The organism is Methylorubrum zatmanii, from assembly GCF_014845115.1.
GTDB classification, from domain to species: Bacteria; Pseudomonadota; Alphaproteobacteria; order Rhizobiales; family Beijerinckiaceae; genus Methylobacterium; species Methylobacterium zatmanii.
Genome location: NZ_NKUI01000108.1, coordinates 1 through 14,133 on the forward strand (window position 1 = coordinate 1; position 14,133 = coordinate 14,133).

18 protein-coding genes and 1 pseudogene are annotated in these 14,133 nt (G+C 70.0%); 3 read left to right on the forward strand and 16 right to left on the reverse strand.

What is annotated here, in order from left to right:
• Together MZTS_RS13965 and MZTS_RS13970 are read right to left on the reverse strand one after the other, a co-directional pair.
• A pseudogene (locus MZTS_RS13965) lies at positions 1–367 on the reverse strand (glycosyl transferase family 1); the annotation flags it as partial.
• Between the two features lie 168 nt (positions 368–535).
• On the reverse strand, positions 536–1,366 hold the full coding sequence (locus MZTS_RS13970; protein ID WP_192284293.1) for a polysaccharide deacetylase family protein: 831 nt from the start codon (positions 1,364–1,366) through the stop codon (positions 536–538).
• 200 nt (positions 1,367–1,566) lie between these two features.
• Between MZTS_RS13970 and MZTS_RS13975 the strand changes: the two genes are divergently transcribed.
• Positions 1,567–2,565 (forward strand): lipid II:glycine glycyltransferase FemX, encoded by a 999-nt coding sequence (locus MZTS_RS13975; protein ID WP_192284294.1) that lies wholly within the window; start codon positions 1,567–1,569, stop codon positions 2,563–2,565.
• 14 nt (positions 2,566–2,579) lie between these two features.
• The gene (locus MZTS_RS13980) at positions 2,580–3,896 is read left to right on the forward strand and encodes a lipid II flippase MurJ (protein WP_192284295.1); all 1,317 of its coding nucleotides are present in this window, start codon (positions 2,580–2,582) and stop codon (positions 3,894–3,896) included.
• Between the two features lie 6 nt (positions 3,897–3,902).
• Here the strand turns inward: MZTS_RS13980 and MZTS_RS13985 are convergent, their stop codons facing one another.
• The 8 genes from MZTS_RS13985 to MZTS_RS14020 all read right to left on the reverse strand — a co-directional run bounded on the left by MZTS_RS13985 (position 3,903) and on the right by MZTS_RS14020 (position 9,250).
• The gene (locus tag MZTS_RS13985; protein ID WP_192284296.1) at positions 3,903–4,928 is read right to left on the reverse strand and encodes a patatin-like phospholipase family protein; all 1,026 of its coding nucleotides are present in this window, start codon (positions 4,926–4,928) and stop codon (positions 3,903–3,905) included.
• Between the two features lie 105 nt (positions 4,929–5,033).
• Positions 5,034–6,788 carry a complex I subunit 5 family protein gene (locus MZTS_RS13990; RefSeq protein WP_192284297.1) on the reverse strand — a complete coding sequence of 585 codons (1,755 nt, stop codon included), beginning with the start codon at positions 6,786–6,788 and terminating at the stop codon, positions 5,034–5,036.
• Positions 6,785–7,165, reverse strand: coding sequence for a sodium:proton antiporter (locus tag MZTS_RS13995; protein ID WP_192284298.1), 381 nt, complete (start codon positions 7,163–7,165; stop codon positions 6,785–6,787). The genes MZTS_RS13990 and MZTS_RS13995 overlap by 4 nt, the downstream gene beginning before the upstream one ends.
• The gene (locus tag MZTS_RS14000; protein ID WP_192284299.1) at positions 7,162–7,968 is read right to left on the reverse strand and encodes an MnhB domain-containing protein; all 807 of its coding nucleotides are present in this window, start codon (positions 7,966–7,968) and stop codon (positions 7,162–7,164) included. Before MZTS_RS14000 ends, MZTS_RS13995 begins: the two co-directional genes overlap by 4 nt.
• A gap of 37 nt (positions 7,969–8,005) precedes the next feature.
• A complete protein-coding gene (locus MZTS_RS14005) occupies positions 8,006–8,251 on the reverse strand; it encodes a hydrogenase subunit MbhD domain-containing protein (protein ID WP_009865084.1) in 246 nt (81 codons plus the stop codon).
• Positions 8,248–8,532 (reverse strand): monovalent cation/H(+) antiporter subunit G, encoded by a 285-nt coding sequence (locus tag MZTS_RS14010; RefSeq protein ID WP_192284300.1) that lies wholly within the window; start codon positions 8,530–8,532, stop codon positions 8,248–8,250. The genes MZTS_RS14005 and MZTS_RS14010 overlap by 4 nt, the downstream gene beginning before the upstream one ends.
• Positions 8,529–8,783 carry a monovalent cation/H+ antiporter complex subunit F gene (locus tag MZTS_RS14015; RefSeq protein WP_192284329.1) on the reverse strand — a complete coding sequence of 85 codons (255 nt, stop codon included), beginning with the start codon at positions 8,781–8,783 and terminating at the stop codon, positions 8,529–8,531. The genes MZTS_RS14010 and MZTS_RS14015 overlap by 4 nt, the downstream gene beginning before the upstream one ends.
• Positions 8,780–9,250: a Na+/H+ antiporter subunit E gene (locus tag MZTS_RS14020; protein ID WP_192284301.1), complete on the reverse strand. Its 471-nt coding sequence runs from the start codon at positions 9,248–9,250 to the stop codon at positions 8,780–8,782. Before MZTS_RS14020 ends, MZTS_RS14015 begins: the two co-directional genes overlap by 4 nt.
• Positions 9,251–9,778: 528 nt before the next feature.
• Between MZTS_RS14020 and MZTS_RS14025 the strand changes: the two genes are divergently transcribed.
• Positions 9,779–10,201 (forward strand): response regulator, encoded by a 423-nt coding sequence (locus MZTS_RS14025; protein WP_192284302.1) that lies wholly within the window; start codon positions 9,779–9,781, stop codon positions 10,199–10,201.
• 355 nt (positions 10,202–10,556) lie between these two features.
• Here MZTS_RS14025 and MZTS_RS14030 read toward each other — a convergent pair whose 3' ends face one another.
• From MZTS_RS14030 to MZTS_RS14055, 6 genes are all read right to left on the reverse strand, one after another.
• Complete coding sequence (locus MZTS_RS14030; protein WP_192284303.1) at positions 10,557–11,018, reverse strand: peptidylprolyl isomerase; 462 nt, start codon at positions 11,016–11,018, stop codon at positions 10,557–10,559.
• Between the two features lie 4 nt (positions 11,019–11,022).
• Positions 11,023–11,502: a hypothetical protein gene (locus tag MZTS_RS14035; RefSeq protein WP_192284330.1), complete on the reverse strand. Its 480-nt coding sequence runs from the start codon at positions 11,500–11,502 to the stop codon at positions 11,023–11,025.
• Between the two features lie 11 nt (positions 11,503–11,513).
• A complete protein-coding gene (locus MZTS_RS14040) occupies positions 11,514–12,071 on the reverse strand; it encodes a peptidylprolyl isomerase (RefSeq protein WP_192284304.1) in 558 nt (185 codons plus the stop codon).
• Between the two features lie 25 nt (positions 12,072–12,096).
• Entirely contained in the window at positions 12,097–12,600 is a 504-nt protein-coding gene (coaD, locus tag MZTS_RS14045) for a pantetheine-phosphate adenylyltransferase (RefSeq protein WP_192284305.1), read from the reverse strand.
• Between the two features lie 141 nt (positions 12,601–12,741).
• The gene (locus MZTS_RS14050; RefSeq protein ID WP_192284306.1) at positions 12,742–13,566 is read right to left on the reverse strand and encodes an outer membrane protein; all 825 of its coding nucleotides are present in this window, start codon (positions 13,564–13,566) and stop codon (positions 12,742–12,744) included.
• A 263-nt stretch (positions 13,567–13,829) separates the two neighbouring features.
• A complete protein-coding gene (locus tag MZTS_RS14055; protein WP_343068748.1) occupies positions 13,830–14,036 on the reverse strand; it encodes a GIY-YIG nuclease family protein in 207 nt (68 codons plus the stop codon).
• Positions 14,037–14,133 lie beyond the last annotated feature (97 nt).

The window sequence follows — 14,133 nt, forward strand, 5'->3', positions numbered from 1 at the left end:
CCGTGGTGCCCCGGCTCGTCTCCCTCGACCCGGCGGCGAGCAGCATGGTCGGCGAGAAATCGTTGAGCACGAGGGCCGCCGGGTCGAGGGAGACGAGCCGGGGCACCACGGCCGGGTTGAGGTAGAGGTTGCGGACCGAGGAGCGGTGCCAGCGCAGGCCCGGCAGCACCGCGTGCCGATAGAGCCGCGGCGGCGGCATCACCCATTGCCGGGCGCTCTCGCGCGGGGTGCAGGACAGGACATGCAGCGCCCGGCCGAACTCCTGCGCCAGCCGCTCGGCCAAGCGCTCGTAGAGGACATGGGTGTAGGGCGCGAGCGCGCCGGTCACCACGACCACGGGGTGCGCGCCGTCGCGGCCGTCGGACACGCTTTCGGACGGATTCGTGCCGGCTTGCATGTCTGAACGCCCCTGAACGATTCCGGCCCGTGCGAGCCTGTCCGTCCTTACCGGATCGCGGAACAGGCTCGAAGCCTTGTCCTCACGCCCGCCCGAGCCGCCGCGCGATCTCGGCCAGAACAGTCCCCAAGAAACGGTCTACACCGCTCCGGCCCCGCGCCCCGGCCGCCACACGCGCCCCATCAGGGCTTCGAGATCGGAGACCGGCCAGTGCGGCTCGACGACGTGGCGGGGCATCAGGGGCAGATCCGCCGCGCGGGTGGCATGGCCGCGCCGGGTGGTGAAAAAGGTGCAATAGCCGCTCTCCAGGGCGAGGACCGGCTCCCGCTCCGGGTCGAAATCCTGGCCGGCGACGCCCCAGGGACAGGCGAAATGCCGGATCTCCCGGCCGGTGAGCGCGGCGAGGTCGCGGCGCGAGCGGGCGATCTCGTCCGCCGCCTGCGCGTGGCCGAGCCGGCTCATCCGGGGATGCGTGGCGGTGTGGGAGCCGACATCGAACCCCTCGTCGCACCAGGCCGCGATCTCGGCGCGGTTCATGTAGAGGCGCCCGCTGGCGGGGAGGGCGTCCACGCGGTCGAGGCCGGGCGGGAAGTCCGGCGGGGCGTCGATCCAGTCGCTGATGAGGAAGACGATGCCGGGAACGTTCAGCGCCTTGAGAACCGGTCGCGCCACCGCGAAAGTGTTGGCATAGCCGTCGTCGAAGGTGACGAGGAAAGCGCGGTCGCGGCCCCGCCAGCCGGCCGCGAGGCGGTCGGCGGCGCTGTCGGCGTCGATGAAGTCCCCGTGCCGGGCGAGATGGCGCAGTTGCGCGGCGAAATCGTCCTGACGAGCCGCCGGGATCTGGTGGTAGCACAGCGTGTAGAGGCTAGGTTCCGCATAGGACAGGGACTTGAACAAGGCACCGCCCCGGAGGGCGAGCTTGCGCAGAACGGGTGAGTCACGCACCGTCGTCTCGACCCAATCGTACATCCGCACCTCAGCGCCCCTTCAACGGATACCGCAAGAATAGCTGCATCCCCTCGGGATTAATTTCTACCGCTCTTCGCTATCGATCGAACCTACAGCCACAATATTAAATTTCCGCTCCCGGCTCATCCCTTGCGGTCAAGCCTGGAGCGAGGCATGGCCTGTCTCCTGCCGGGATGGCCGGCCTCAAAAGGATACTCGTTTTGGGTCATCTCACGGCCACGGACCTGACCGACGATCCCAATTGGGACGAGAGGGTCTGGCGGCAGCCGGGAGCCAACATCTACGCCGCGCGCCGTTGGGGCGAGTACAAGCGCCGGGTCGGCTGGGAGGTCAGGCGCATCGCCGTCCTCGGCAGCGACGGGCACGCCCTGGCCTATGCGCAGTATCAGCGCCGCCGCTGCGGACTCGGCCATGTCGTCCTGGCCCAGGGTTGCCCGGTCCTGACCCGCGCGGGTGCGCCGCGGGCGGAGGCCGTGTTCCGGGCCTTCCTCGACCATCTCGGCCTCCGGCGCTTCGATCTGCTCGGGGTGAACTACCAGCAGTTCCAGAGGCCGGAGGCGGTGCTGGCCCTGCTCGGCCACGGCTTCGCGCCGATCGTGACCGCGCGCATGCACACGCTGGAACTCGACCTCACACAGGGGCCGGACCGGCTGCGCGACCGGATGGAAGGACGCTGGCGCGACGTGCTGAGAGCGGCCGAGGCCAACCCGGATCTCGACACCGTCTTGCTGACCGAACCCGCCGCGCGGCTCGCCGCCTTCGACACGTTCAGCCGGTTCTATGCCGACCTGAAGCGGCGCAAGGGCTTTCGCAACACCCTCGACACCGCAGCCTATCGCGACCTCGCCGCGGCGGACCCACATCTGCTGTTCCTGGAGGTCCGCGAGCGGGGGGAGCCGATCCTGGTCCGGATCGTCCACCGCGCGGCGGAACGCTGGACCGATTTCTACGTCGCCTCGAACGAGCGGGCCAAGGCGACGGGGGCCGGGCGCCTCGCGGTCTGGCGCCTGATCGAGTGGGCCAGGGAGGAGGGGTGCCGCATCCTCGATCTCGGCGGCATCGATCCGTTCGGCAATCCCGGCGTCTACGAGTTCAAGCGCGGCCTCTGCCGCGATGTCGTCACAGCCAACCCCCTATGGCTCTTCAGCCGGACCCGGCTGCTGCGCCGGGCCGTGACCGGCTTCCTGGCCGCACGGTGAGCAGGACAGACTGGATGCCCGACCCACACGCTGCCGCCCCCTCCCGGCGGGCCGGATTGCGTCAGCGCGCCGCCGGGCTCGTCCGACGCCCGCCGGCCGCGCTCGTCTCGCTGGCCGACCAGGGCGTCGTCAGCGGTTTCGGCTTCGCCAGCGGCATCGTCGCCGCCCGCCTGCTCGGCATCGCCGAATTCGGCCATTTCGCGATGATCCTGATCGTGCTCGCCTTCGCCCAGGCATTGCACAACGCCCTGATCACGGCCCCGATGATGACCCTCGTCGGCGCCCGCAGCGGCGTCTCGCAGGCCTATGCCGCCAGCATCCTCGTGGGCGCCGTCCTGCTCTCGGGGCCGGGCGCGGTCTTCGTGGTGATCGCCCTCATGATCTGCGGGATGTCGGGCGAGACCCTGGTGGCGGCCTGCGCCCTGATGCTGGCGCAGAACCTCCAGTTCACCCTGCGCCGCCTGCGCTTCGCCCAGGGCCGGGGCGTGCAGGCCCTGCTCATGGACTTCGCCCGCGCCGCGAGCTTCCCCCTCGTCGCCGGGGCGATCTGGCTGAACGGCGCGACCATCGACGGCAACGGGTTCGTCTGGCTCCTGGCCGCGACCTCCTTCGCCACCTGTCTGCCGCTCATCGTCTCGGTCGGCCGGCCGATCCTGAGCCGGCCCGGCTCGGTGCAGATCGGCACCGTGCTGCGTCGGCACGTTCCGCTCGGGCGCTGGCTGCTGCCGGTCGTGTTCGTCACCTTCGTTCAGGAACAGCTCGTCTGGCTCGTCGCGGGGGCGACGCTCGGCCTCGAGGCGCTGGGCGGATTGCGGGCGGCGCAATATCTCGTCGGCACCGTGCTGCTGCTGCTCTCCGCGACGGAGAACGTCCTGCCGGTGGTCGCCGCCCGCGCCTATGCCGAGGGCGGCGAGACGGCTTTGCGCGCCTATCTGGCACGGACCGGGATGAAGCTCGGGCTGCCGATCGCCGCGATCCTGGCGGTGCTCTCCATCCCCGGCGAGACGTGGCTGACACTGATCTTCGGGCCGGACTACGCGATCTATGCCAATTGCCTGCGGGTCCTCTCGCTCAGCGTGATGGTGGTGCTGGTCCGCGATCTCACCACCAATTATTTTCGCGCCAAGCAGAATACCCGTGTGGTCTTCGAGTCGCTCTGCCTCAGCATGGTCGTGTCGGTCGCCCTCGCGGCACCGCTGATGGCCTATGCCGGGGTCAGCGGGGCGGCGGCGGCGGTGGGGGCCGGGCACCTGGCCTCCCTGGTCTATCTCGCATGGGCGGCGCGGCGGCACGCGCTGCCGGCGGAAGTCCGGCTCTCGCCCGGCCGGTAGGCTCGGTCACGGGCATTCGTAGACGAAGCGGCGACCGGTCGGAGAGCGGGAGGCCAGCCGGTCCAGCCCCCGCTCCATGTCGCGCCGGCCCGCCGCCCAGCGGTCGCGGATCGAGGAGGGGGAGAAGTCGAAGCTCTTCGCCGCGAGCTGGTCGGCTCCGGCGCGGTGGACGAGATGCAGGAGCGTCGCCACCGGCCCGTTCGGATCGATCCGCTCGCGCAGGGCATAGAGGTGATCCAAACCGGCGATCGTGCGCCGGGACGCGCTGGCGAAGATCAGGTCGTTGGCCCGCTCCAGCACCGCGTCGAGGGAGCGGGGCGGATCGGCCTCCAGGGCGAACAGGTCGAGGGCGATGCAGAGCCGATCGCGTTCCGGCTCGGGGTCGAACAGCGGGTCGAGGGGGAGGTTGTTGGTGTAGCCGGCATCGCAGAGCAGCCGGCCGTCCAGCTCGACCGGCGGGAAGGCCGGCAGCAGGGCGGCGCTCGCCAGGATGTGCCGGGGCTCCAGGGGCTGGCGGGTGTTGTCGAAGCAGACCTCCTCGCCGGTCGCGACATCGACGCAGGCGATGGTGAGCCGCGTCTCGGCCCGGTTCAGCCGCTCGAAATCGACGAGCCGGGCGAGGGTGTCCAGCAGGGGGGCATGGTCGAACAGGGCGACGTCGTTCGGCATCCAGGGCAGCGCCGACCACAGGCCCGGATAGCGGTGGCGGAAGATGTTCGGCCGCCCGTAGACCAGGGTCATCAGGGCGTGCAGGGCGTTGTAGTGCTGGCGCGGCTTGAGGAGATCGAGCGCGGCCGGAGCCGTGGGCAGGGTCGCCTCGTTCCAGAACCGGTGGAGGCGGGACAACCGGTCCTCCGGCGCGTTGCCGACCACGATCGCCGCCGTGATCGCTCCGACCGAGGCGCCCACGACCCAATCCGGCCGGATGCCGCGTTCCTGCAGAACCTCGTAGCCGCCGGCATGGTAGGCACCGAGGGCATTGCCGCCTCCGAAGACGAGGGCGATGTCGCGGGCGGGGGGCGAGGATTCCATTCTCTGTACCGACCTTTGGTGTTGCGGGGCCGAGCGCATGCCCGGTCGGCTTGGGAACCCGGCGAGCCCGGCCTGCGATGCATGGGCGGGTCGTTGTGGCGCCCGTCAGCCTGCGGCCTGTGCTGCGCAGGCGAGGGCGAACAGGGCGAGCCCGACCGCCATCCAGGTGACGTAATCCCCGACCAGACCGCTATGCAGCGCCCGCACCGCGCCGAAGCTCCTGCGTTCGGCCCGGGTGACGGCCCGGGCCGTGCCCCGCACGGCCCGGCGGCGCAGGAGGGCGAGGGCGAGCAGGGCGAGGGTGAGCCCGAGCGGGACGAGAGAGCCGAACTCCGCCTCGGGCAGGGTGAGAGGCGGGAGCGATGGATCGCGCAGGCGGGAAGCCGCCGCGCCGAGGAAGGGGGTCACCGGCCCGGCGGGCATCAGCGCGAGGAGGACGAGGACCAGGGCCGGCGCGGCCATCAGCCAGAGCGGGCGGTCGGCCTTCTCCCGCTCGCGCTCGGTCGGCGCCTGCAGTTCCGGCCCCGGCACGCCGCTGGCCCCCAGGAAGATCCGGGCGGCGGCGCGCAGGACGGCCGCTCCTGTGAGAGCGCTCGCCAGCGTCACCACCGCCTTGGCCGGGACGGCGGCGGAAAGGTCCATCCACTGCGTCGCCCCGTGCATCAGCCCGAACGGCAACCCGCCGAGCAGGAGGCCGCCGACGCCCATGGCGAGCGCGGGCGCCCACAGGCCTCGCCCCTGGCCGTAGAGCACGATCTCGTCGGCCGATTGCCGGAGCGCCAAGAGGATGCCGGCCACCATGAACAGGGCGCCCTTCACCAGCCCGTGGCCGACGACGTAGAGCAGCAACCCGGCCGTGGCGGTGCCGGTCCCGGCGGCGAGCGCGGTGAGCATGATGCCGAGATGGGCGATGGTCGAGAAGGCGAGCAGCCGCTTGAGATGACGCTGGGCGAAGGCCGTCAGCCCGGCGACGAGCGCCGTGGCGAGGCCGAGCCAGAGCAGGAGGCCGCGCACCAGCGCCATCACCTGCGGCTCGCCGGAAAAGACCTGGGCCACCAGCTTGGCGAGGCCGAACAGGGCGAGGCTCACCATCGCATCCGAGAAGATCACCGAGACCGGGCTCGGCGCGACCGCGTGGGCGTCGGCGAGCCAGAGATGGAAGGGCAGGATCGCGGCCTTGGTGAGCAGGGCCGAGGCCACCAGCACGAAGCCGCCGGTCAGGACCGGATCGGAGCCGGTCCGGGCCACCGCCCGCCCCATGGTCGCGAAGTCGAAGGTGCCGGTGCGGGCGTAGAGCAGGCCGGTGCCGGCGAGCATCAGGAAACTCGCCAGCGCGTTGGTGACGGTGAAGGTGAAGGCCCCCTCCAGGGCGCTGCGGCCGAGAGGGTAGGCGGTGAGCGCGAAGGCCGCCACGCTCATCAGCTCGAACCAGACGAACAGGTTGAACAGGTCGCGGGTCAGGCAGAAGCCGACCATCGCCGCGAGAAACAGCAGCATCAGCACCTGAAAATGCGCGTGCTCGGTGTCGAAATAGCCCCAGGCGAAGACGAAGGAGGCGGTGAACAGAAGGCCGCAGAAGGCGGCGAGCGCCGCGCTCGCCGGATCGGCCTGGAAGCCGATGCCGAGGACGATGCCGGGGCGCTGCGCCGCATCCGGCGTCCAGCCGGCGAACCAGTGCCGCACCGGCCCGTCGAGGCTGTGCCGGGCAAGAAACGCGCAGAGCCCGCAGACGGCGAGCGCGGTCAGGATCGCGACGACCTTCGGCAGCCTCGGCGGCAGCCAGTGCGCCAGGGCCAGGAGCAGCGTCGCGACGCCGAGCGGCAGCAGGACCGCGACGGGGAGAAGGGCGTCGGGCGTCATTCGAGGGAGGAGGGCGGTGGGCGCAGGGGGCGCAGAGCCTGCGGATCGAGGGTGCCGCGGCGCTTCTGCACTTGGATCGCGAGGGCCAGGAGCAGCGCCGAGACGGCGGCGCCCACGACGATGTCGGTCAGCACCAGCGCCTGCACCACGGGATCGACGGCGGGCGTGCCGGGCGGGTGGTCGTAGAAGACCGGTGGCCCGGCCCCGCGAACGTAGCCGATCCCCAACAGCAGCACATAGGTCGCCGACTGGCATACGGTCAGGCAGCCGACGAGATGCACGCAATGGCGCGAGGTGGCAATGCCGTAGAGCCCGACGGCGAAGAGCCAGACGGCGACCAGCCAGGGCAGGGCATCCAGCAGGGACAGGGCGCTCATCGCTCCGCCTCATCGGGGAGGGGGTCTTCGGGGAGGGTGTCTTCGGGAACGGGATCGTCGGCGGGCTCCCGCGTCTCCTCCAGGAACTCGACGAGCAGGAGGCCGAAGCTGCCCGTCACCGAGAGCGCCACCGCCGCGTTCACCACCACCATCAGGCCGCCGGAATAGAGATCCTTCGGCTCGCCCAGCGGCAGCAGGTTCTGCAGGGCGGGATGGCCGGCGAGCAGGGGCAGGCCGGCGCAGAGCACGAACAGGACGGCGCCGCCCCCTTCCAGAACGGCGAGAACGGGGGGCGGGATCAGCGCCCGCCAGCCCTCGTAGCCCTCGCCGAGATAGAGCAGCAACAGGCCTGAGGCGACGATCACGCCGCCCTGGAAGCCGCCGCCGGGCGTCGTCATGCCGTGGAGGGCGACAGAGAGGCCGAAAAGCAGGGTGAGCGTCGCGGCGATACGGCAGACCAGCACCGTGGCGTCGGCCCGTGGCGTCACCGGCCGGCCGGGCAGGTGGCCGGCACGCTCGCGACCGCTCTCGCCCCGCGCGCCCCGCAACAGCACCGTCGTACCGGTGACGGCGCAGAGCAGCATGCCTTCCTCGCCGAGGGTATCGATCCCGCGCAGGTCGAAATTCACCGCCGCGACCATGTTGGTGACGTGGCGCAGGCCCGGCACCAGGGCGTTCATGGCCTGCCCCAGCTCCGCCTCCGGCGCGCCGAAGGCGGGCAAGGCGAGGGCGATCCGCATGACCGCCGGCATCAGGACCAGGGCCGCGAGCCCGAGCAGGACGAGGCGCTGGCGCGGCGTCATCGGGCCCTCCTCGCTTGGGTCGGTCCAGCGCCGTAGGTCATCGCTTGGCACGGTCCATGGCGATGGCCGCGAGCGTGGCCAGGAACAGCAGGGGCGTGATCGCGGTGCCGACGGCGATCTCCGAGAGCGCGACGTCGGGCGCCTGGAGCGCGAGGAACAGCAGGCCGAGCACGAGGCCGTTGCCGGACAGGGCGAAGACCTGCCGCCGCGGATCGCGGGCCAGCACCACGAGCAGGCCGGACAGGGCGGTGAGCAGCAGGAGCGCGGCAACGAGCCCGGTCATCGCCGCTCCCCGTCGCGGAGATGCAGGGCATGGCCGCTGACGTGGCTCAGCAGCGCCCCGACCAGCACCGTCGCCAGCCAGATCGCGGCGCATTTCAACGCCCGCGGCGAGAGCCCGTCGGTGAGCCAGGCGGCGAGCAGCACGGCGCCGCCCCCGGCGACGTTGACGAAGGTGACGGTGTGCAGCCGCTCCAGAGCCGTGCGCAGCCGCCAGAGGGCGAGCGCGGCGATCCAGACGGAGGCGACCGCCAGCGCGAGGCAGAGCGCGACCGGCACGGTCACAGCCAGCGCTCCTGGAACACCGCGAAGAGCAGCGTGCCGGGCAGCGTCAGCACCGCCAGGGTGAGGGCCAGATCGATCACCGAGGGCTGGTCGAGGGCGAAGCTCAGGGCGACGAGGAGCAAGGTGGCGAGGGACGTCGCGAACTGCACCGCGACGAGCCGGAATCCGAGGGCGCCGCGCCCGCAGGCGAGCACGGCGAGGCCGAAGGGCGGGAGCAGAGCCAGGGTTGCCGCAAGCCAGAGCCCGGTCATACCAGCCAACGCGAATCGGATGCGGGGCCGGGTCGGCCGAGGGCGTGGATCAGGGCCTCGTCGCGGCCGGGATCGGCGCGCAGCACGAAGCTGTCGGGCGCGAGCGAAGCGAGGAGCACGGCACAGGCCCGGCGCCCCGCCTCGGCCGGGTGATCCTCTTGGCCGCGCGGAAAGCCTCTCCGGGCGGCGTGCCCCGGATGTGCCCCGGTGATGGCTGCCCTCAGCAGCACCCGCCCGGTCCGCGCCGTCGCCGGAACGAGACCGGCGAGCGCCCGCCCAGCATGGCGCATCGTTCCGGGCGAACAGGCGAAACGCCGCGCGGCATGCCTGCGGATCCGCACGGCCCAGGCCGTCGCCAAGCCGGCCACAACCGCCCCCGTCACCGCCTCGTGCCAGCCGATCTGCCCGGCCAACAGTAGGAAGAGGGCGAGGAGCCCGAGCCAGACCGCACCCGTCCGCAGGATCATGGATGCTTCCCTTCCGCTCGGACTAACCCGGCTCGGGGCTCGGTGTTCTGACGAAATCTCCTACCGGAAGTTCCGCGCCCGCATCGGCAGCGCCGACCCGCGCGGATCGAACCGGGCGCCCTGGCCGTGTTCGCAGGCGGGCCTCGGGCGACATTCCCTAGAACAAAAAACGAACACACATGAGCCGTAATCCATCGTCCGTTTCAGCGTTGCCGTCGTTATTGAAAATGTGGATTTTATTTCAGGCCGTCGCTCGACCGCCGAGTCGGCCGCGAATGCCTGCACAGAGCCCTGCACGGATCGCGGACTCGACGTGTCCGGCCTCACAAATTGGCATGGCCCACCCAAAAGACGCGACAAATCCGGCGGCTGTTGCCGTTGAATGACAGACGTTTGTCACCACCGTTCTATCGTATCCCGTGCCGGGGACTTTGCCGGAGGATGTCGCGCGGGACCCGAGGACTATGTCCTGCCGACAGGCTCAGAAATGTGCCAGGGCCATAGGTGGCGGGTCATGAGTGACGGGTCATGAGCGACGCACGACCCATTGGGCGGCAGCTGGGCCGCCGGCCCGTCATCCTCGTCGTCGAGGACGAGCCCGACGAGCGCTACCTCGCGGCCGAGCTCTTGGAGGAGAAGGGCTTCGAAGTCGTCGAAGCCGAGACGGCGGAACGCGCCCTCGACATCCTGCGCGAGCGCGGCGACGGGATCGACGTGGTGTTCTCCGACGTACGCACCCCCGGCACGATCGGCGGGTTCGAACTGGCGCGGATCATCGGCGTGACCTGGCCGCGCATCCGCCTGCTGCTGACCTCGGGCGATGCGGGCGACCAGCCGAGCGACCTGCGCGTCACCGCGACCTTCATGCCCAAGCCCTGGCGGGCCCCGGAGATCCTGATGTGGCTAGAGGAAGCCGCCGGGCTGCGGGAGCCGCCGGCGGACAGCCCCTGAACCCTGCAGGGCCCGATACGGCCTCCGTCTGATCGCTTCGCCGACGCGCGCGACGACGGAGCGCGGCGGGACCCGATGCGATCGACGCGAACGGCCTGACAGGCTTGGCCGCAGCCCCTTCCGGCGTCCACGACGCTCCTCATGCCGAGCGGCTGCGGCGGCAGCCTCGAAGCACGCCACGAGGTCTGTCCCACTCTGAGGACCGGCCGTTCAGGACTGCTTCGAGGCCGAGCTTTGGCCCGGCTCGTCAGGATGAGGAGCGATGAGCCGCCTCAGCATCCCACGAAACTCCCGCAGCACGCATACGCCCGGAAAAGCGAGCGATTCACAGCCGGGGAGTTCCGTGAGACGGGCTTCAGGCCGCCGCGACGGTCGCCTTCACGATCCGGTCCGGATCGCGCACGGGCTCACCGCGCTTGATCGTGTCGACCACGTCCATGCCCTCGATCACCTTGCCCCACACCGTGTACTGACGGTCGAGGAAGCGGGCATCGGCGAAGCAGATGAAGAACTGCGAGTTGGCCGAGTGCGGGAAGTTGGTGCGCGCCATCGAGCAGGTGCCGCGCACATGCGGCTCGGCGTTGAACTCGGCGTTGAGGTCGGGCAGCTCCGAGCCGCCGGAGCCGGTGCCGGTCGGGTCGCCGGTCTGGGCCATGAAGCCGTCGATGACCCGGTGGAACGGCACGCCGTCATAGAAGCCCTGGGAGGCCAGCGTCTTGATCCGCTCCACGTGGTTGGGGGCGAGATCGGGGCGCAGCGCGATGACGACGCGGCCCTTGGTGGTCTCCAGGACGATGGTCTCGTTCGTCTCTGCCATGGTGTTAAATTCCCTGTCCTCTGGGTCCGTCGTAGATGAAGCGCAGCGCCAGGGGGCGCCCCGCAATGGCGCCGCCGAGGGCCGGCGTCACCTTGATCGGTGTGCAACGGGCGATCGCATCGAGCGTCGCCCGCACCAGGATGTCGCGGGCCCTCGTGTCGCCCGGCGTCTTGGCGAAGGTGATCTGCGGCGTGCCGATCACCGAGCCGTCCCGGCGCAGCGACAGGCGCGCCGTGATCTCCGCCCGCTCGAACCGCCCCAGGCCCTCCGGCACCTTCCAGCAGGCGGCCAGCGCCGGATAGAGGGCCTTCAGCGTGTCCGCCGGAGGCTGGTCCGCCTCGCTCGCCCGCAGCGGCACATGCTGCGTACCCCGCAAGGTCTGCGGCAGGGTCCGCCCGGGTTCAATGCCCTCGAACGCATCCGCCCCGCCCGGCCGGAGCAGGGCAGCCAGGACCGCGGCGGCGCAGGCCGCGCCGCGCCAGATCCCCAGGGCCGCTATTGGCCACCTCCGGCCAGCGTCATCTTCACGATCTTATCGGGGTTCTGCACGGCGCCGTTATCGGCCTTCGAGCCCTTCTTGATCTTGTCGACCACATCCATGCCGGAGGTGACGACGCCGACCACGGTGTAGTTGTTGTTCAGGAACTCCGCATCGCCGATGCAGATGAAGAACTGCGAGTTGGCCGAGTTCGGATCGCCCGAGCGGGCCATGCCGACCGTGCCGCGCTTGAACGGGGCGGAGGAGAATTCCTTGGGGATGTTGGGCAGGCTGGAGCCGCCGGTGCCGTTGCCCTTCGGGTCGCCGGTCTGGACCATGAAGCCGTCGATCACGCGGTGGAACTTCAGGCCGTCATAGAAGCCCTGGGAGACCAGCGTCTTGATCTGCTTGACGTGCTTCGGGGCAATCTCCGGGCGCAGCTCGATGGTGACCCGTCCGTCCTTGGTGTCGAGATAGACCGTGTTCTCGCCGGCCCATGCGGGGGCCGAGACGGAGAGGGCGGCCGAGAAGGCGGCACCGAGGGCGAGGCCGAAGACGGCGTGGCGGCGATTCATGCGGTGTTGGACTCCGTCGATGGGGTCAGGGTTTTGCGAAGCGGGCCGAGAGACGCGCCGCGACGACCGGCGGCACGAAGGGCGAGACATCCCCGCCCATGGCCGCGATCTGGCGGACGAGTGTCGCGGTGATCGGCCGCACGCCGGTGGAGGCGGGCAGGAACACGGTCTGGACCTCGGGGGCCATCGCGCCGTTCATGCCGGCGAGCTGCATCTCGTAATCGAGATCGGTGCCGTCGCGCAGGCCGCGGATGAACAGGCTGGCGCCGCAGCGCCGGGCGGCCGAAACGGCGAGGTCGTCGAAGGTGACGACGTCGAGAGCAGCGCCCTCCGCCGCCGCGAGCGGTCCGCAGGTCTCGCTCAGCAGGGCCGCGCGCTCCTCGGCCGAGAACAGCGGGGCCTTGCCCGGATGCACGCCGATGGCCAGGACCAGCCGCGGCACGAGGCGGCAGGCCTGCCGCACCACGTCGAGGTGGCCGTTCGTCACCGGATCGAAGGAGCCGGCATAGAGGGCGGTGCGGATCGTCACGGGAACGGCCCTAGAGCATTTTTCCCGCGAACGGAACCGCCACCGACGGAAACGGGCGCCACGACGGGCGCCCGCTCACGGCCGTTCGGCCGCGCCTCGAAGGATCGGACCGGACAGCAACGCCCGGCCAACCTTCTGCTCTCAATAGGAACCGAACTTGAAGTTCAGGCCGGCGCGGGCGATGGCGCCCTCCGTCCGGTACGTGACGTTGTAGCCGACTCCGGGCCCGCCCGTGGTGCCGACGAACAGCGTGCGGCTGCCGAGATCGTAGCGCAGATACTCGCCCTTGAGGGTCACGGCGCTCGAGTTGAAGACGTTCAGGAACGAGTCGGTCGGCAGCGCGTACTCGATGCCGCCGCCATAGGCGTAGCCGGTCTCGACGCCGGAACGGGCGCCGGCATAGGTGACCGGAGCACCGGTCTGGAAGGTCACGCTCTGCGAGACCGTGCCGTAGGCGAAGCCGCCGGTGCCGTAGACCAGCACGCGGTCGAAGGCGTAGCCGATGCGGCCGCGCAGGGTGCCGAGGAAGTCGAGATCGGCGCGGTAGACGTTGGTCAGCACGTTCGGGTTGAAGGCCGGGCGGAAGATCGTCTCGGCGCGGCTGCGCTGCAGGTCCATGTATTGCGCGTCCGCCTCGACGCCGACGACGAGGCCGGTGCCCGGCGTGAGCTGGAAGTTGTAGCCACCCTGACCGCCGACGCTGAAGCCATCCTGCGGCAGGCCGACCGCCGGACGGCGCAGGTCGTTGACGACATTGGCCTGGAGCGCGCCGATGCCGGTCGTGCGCAGGGTGTCGCCCTCGGTATAGGCATAGCCCGCATTGATACCGAGATAGGCGCCGGTCCAGGCGAAGACCGGAATCGGCGTGAAGACCGGCGGCTCGGCCCGGCGCGGCAGGTCGGCGGCCAGCGCCGTTCCCGAGAGGAGGGCGGCCGCGAGACCGGCGAGGATCAGGGAGTTGCGCAAGGCTCAAACCCAAATATTTGAGGAAGTTTGAGCGTTGGTACCAACAGATGGGCGGCAAATATATGGTATTATAGCAACATTGAGGTCAATCAGAGATTCTCCGAAAGCACGATTTCGAATTCGATTTAATCCGATTTGTTTTTAAAAATTGGAACTGGCAATAGTCACATTTGCGACAACGAGATTTGACTCGCCGGTCAGGCATTCAACCGATCATACAGATCGGTCCAATTCGGGTTCATCGCTTCGATCAGGGCGATCTTTCAGGCGCGGCGCCATTTCTTGAGAGATTTCTCGCGGGCGATGGCTTCGTCGATGCGATCATGAACCTTGTACCAGACAAGGCGATTGACGCCGTAGCGCTCCGTGAAACCGGGCACGGCTTTCGTTTGATGCTCCCAGATGCGCCGACTCAGATCCCTCGTGACACCGAGATAGAGCGCACCATCCCGCTTGGCATTCCAAGAGATAGACGGCGCAGATCACCTCATCTCCCCGTCATTCCGGGGCCGCGGAGCGGAGCCCGGACCCCACCCGTGATGCGGGGCCGCCCTCTGGCGCGAGGCC

Bases quoted from the DNA above. Each gene is read 5' to 3' on its own strand.
- MZTS_RS14000 (WP_192284299.1), bottom strand. From the start codon at position 7,968: ATGACGCCGCGCCAGCGCCTCGTCCTGCTCGGGCTCGCGGCCCTGGTC.
- MZTS_RS13970 (WP_192284293.1), bottom strand. From the start codon at position 1,366: ATGTACGATTGGGTCGAGACGACGGTGCGTGACTCACCCGTTCTGCGC.
- MZTS_RS14025 (WP_192284302.1), top strand. From the start codon at position 9,779: ATGAGCGACGCACGACCCATTGGGCGGCAGCTGGGCCGCCGGCCCGTC.
- MZTS_RS14040 (WP_192284304.1), bottom strand. From the start codon at position 12,071: ATGAATCGCCGCCACGCCGTCTTCGGCCTCGCCCTCGGTGCCGCCTTC.
- MZTS_RS13985 (WP_192284296.1), bottom strand. From the start codon at position 4,928: ATGGAATCCTCGCCCCCCGCCCGCGACATCGCCCTCGTCTTCGGAGGC.
- MZTS_RS14030 (WP_192284303.1), bottom strand. From the start codon at position 11,018: ATGGCAGAGACGAACGAGACCATCGTCCTGGAGACCACCAAGGGCCGC.
- MZTS_RS13980 (WP_192284295.1), top strand. From the start codon at position 2,580: ATGCCCGACCCACACGCTGCCGCCCCCTCCCGGCGGGCCGGATTGCGT.
- MZTS_RS14005 (WP_009865084.1), bottom strand. From the start codon at position 8,251: ATGACCGGGCTCGTTGCCGCGCTCCTGCTGCTCACCGCCCTGTCCGGC.
- MZTS_RS13995 (WP_192284298.1), bottom strand. From the start codon at position 7,165: ATGAGCGCCCTGTCCCTGCTGGATGCCCTGCCCTGGCTGGTCGCCGTC.
- MZTS_RS14020 (WP_192284301.1), bottom strand. From the start codon at position 9,250: ATGATCCTGCGGACGGGTGCGGTCTGGCTCGGGCTCCTCGCCCTCTTC.
- MZTS_RS14015 (WP_192284329.1), bottom strand. From the start codon at position 8,783: ATGACCGGGCTCTGGCTTGCGGCAACCCTGGCTCTGCTCCCGCCCTTC.
- MZTS_RS13990 (WP_192284297.1), bottom strand. From the start codon at position 6,788: ATGACGCCCGACGCCCTTCTCCCCGTCGCGGTCCTGCTGCCGCTCGGC.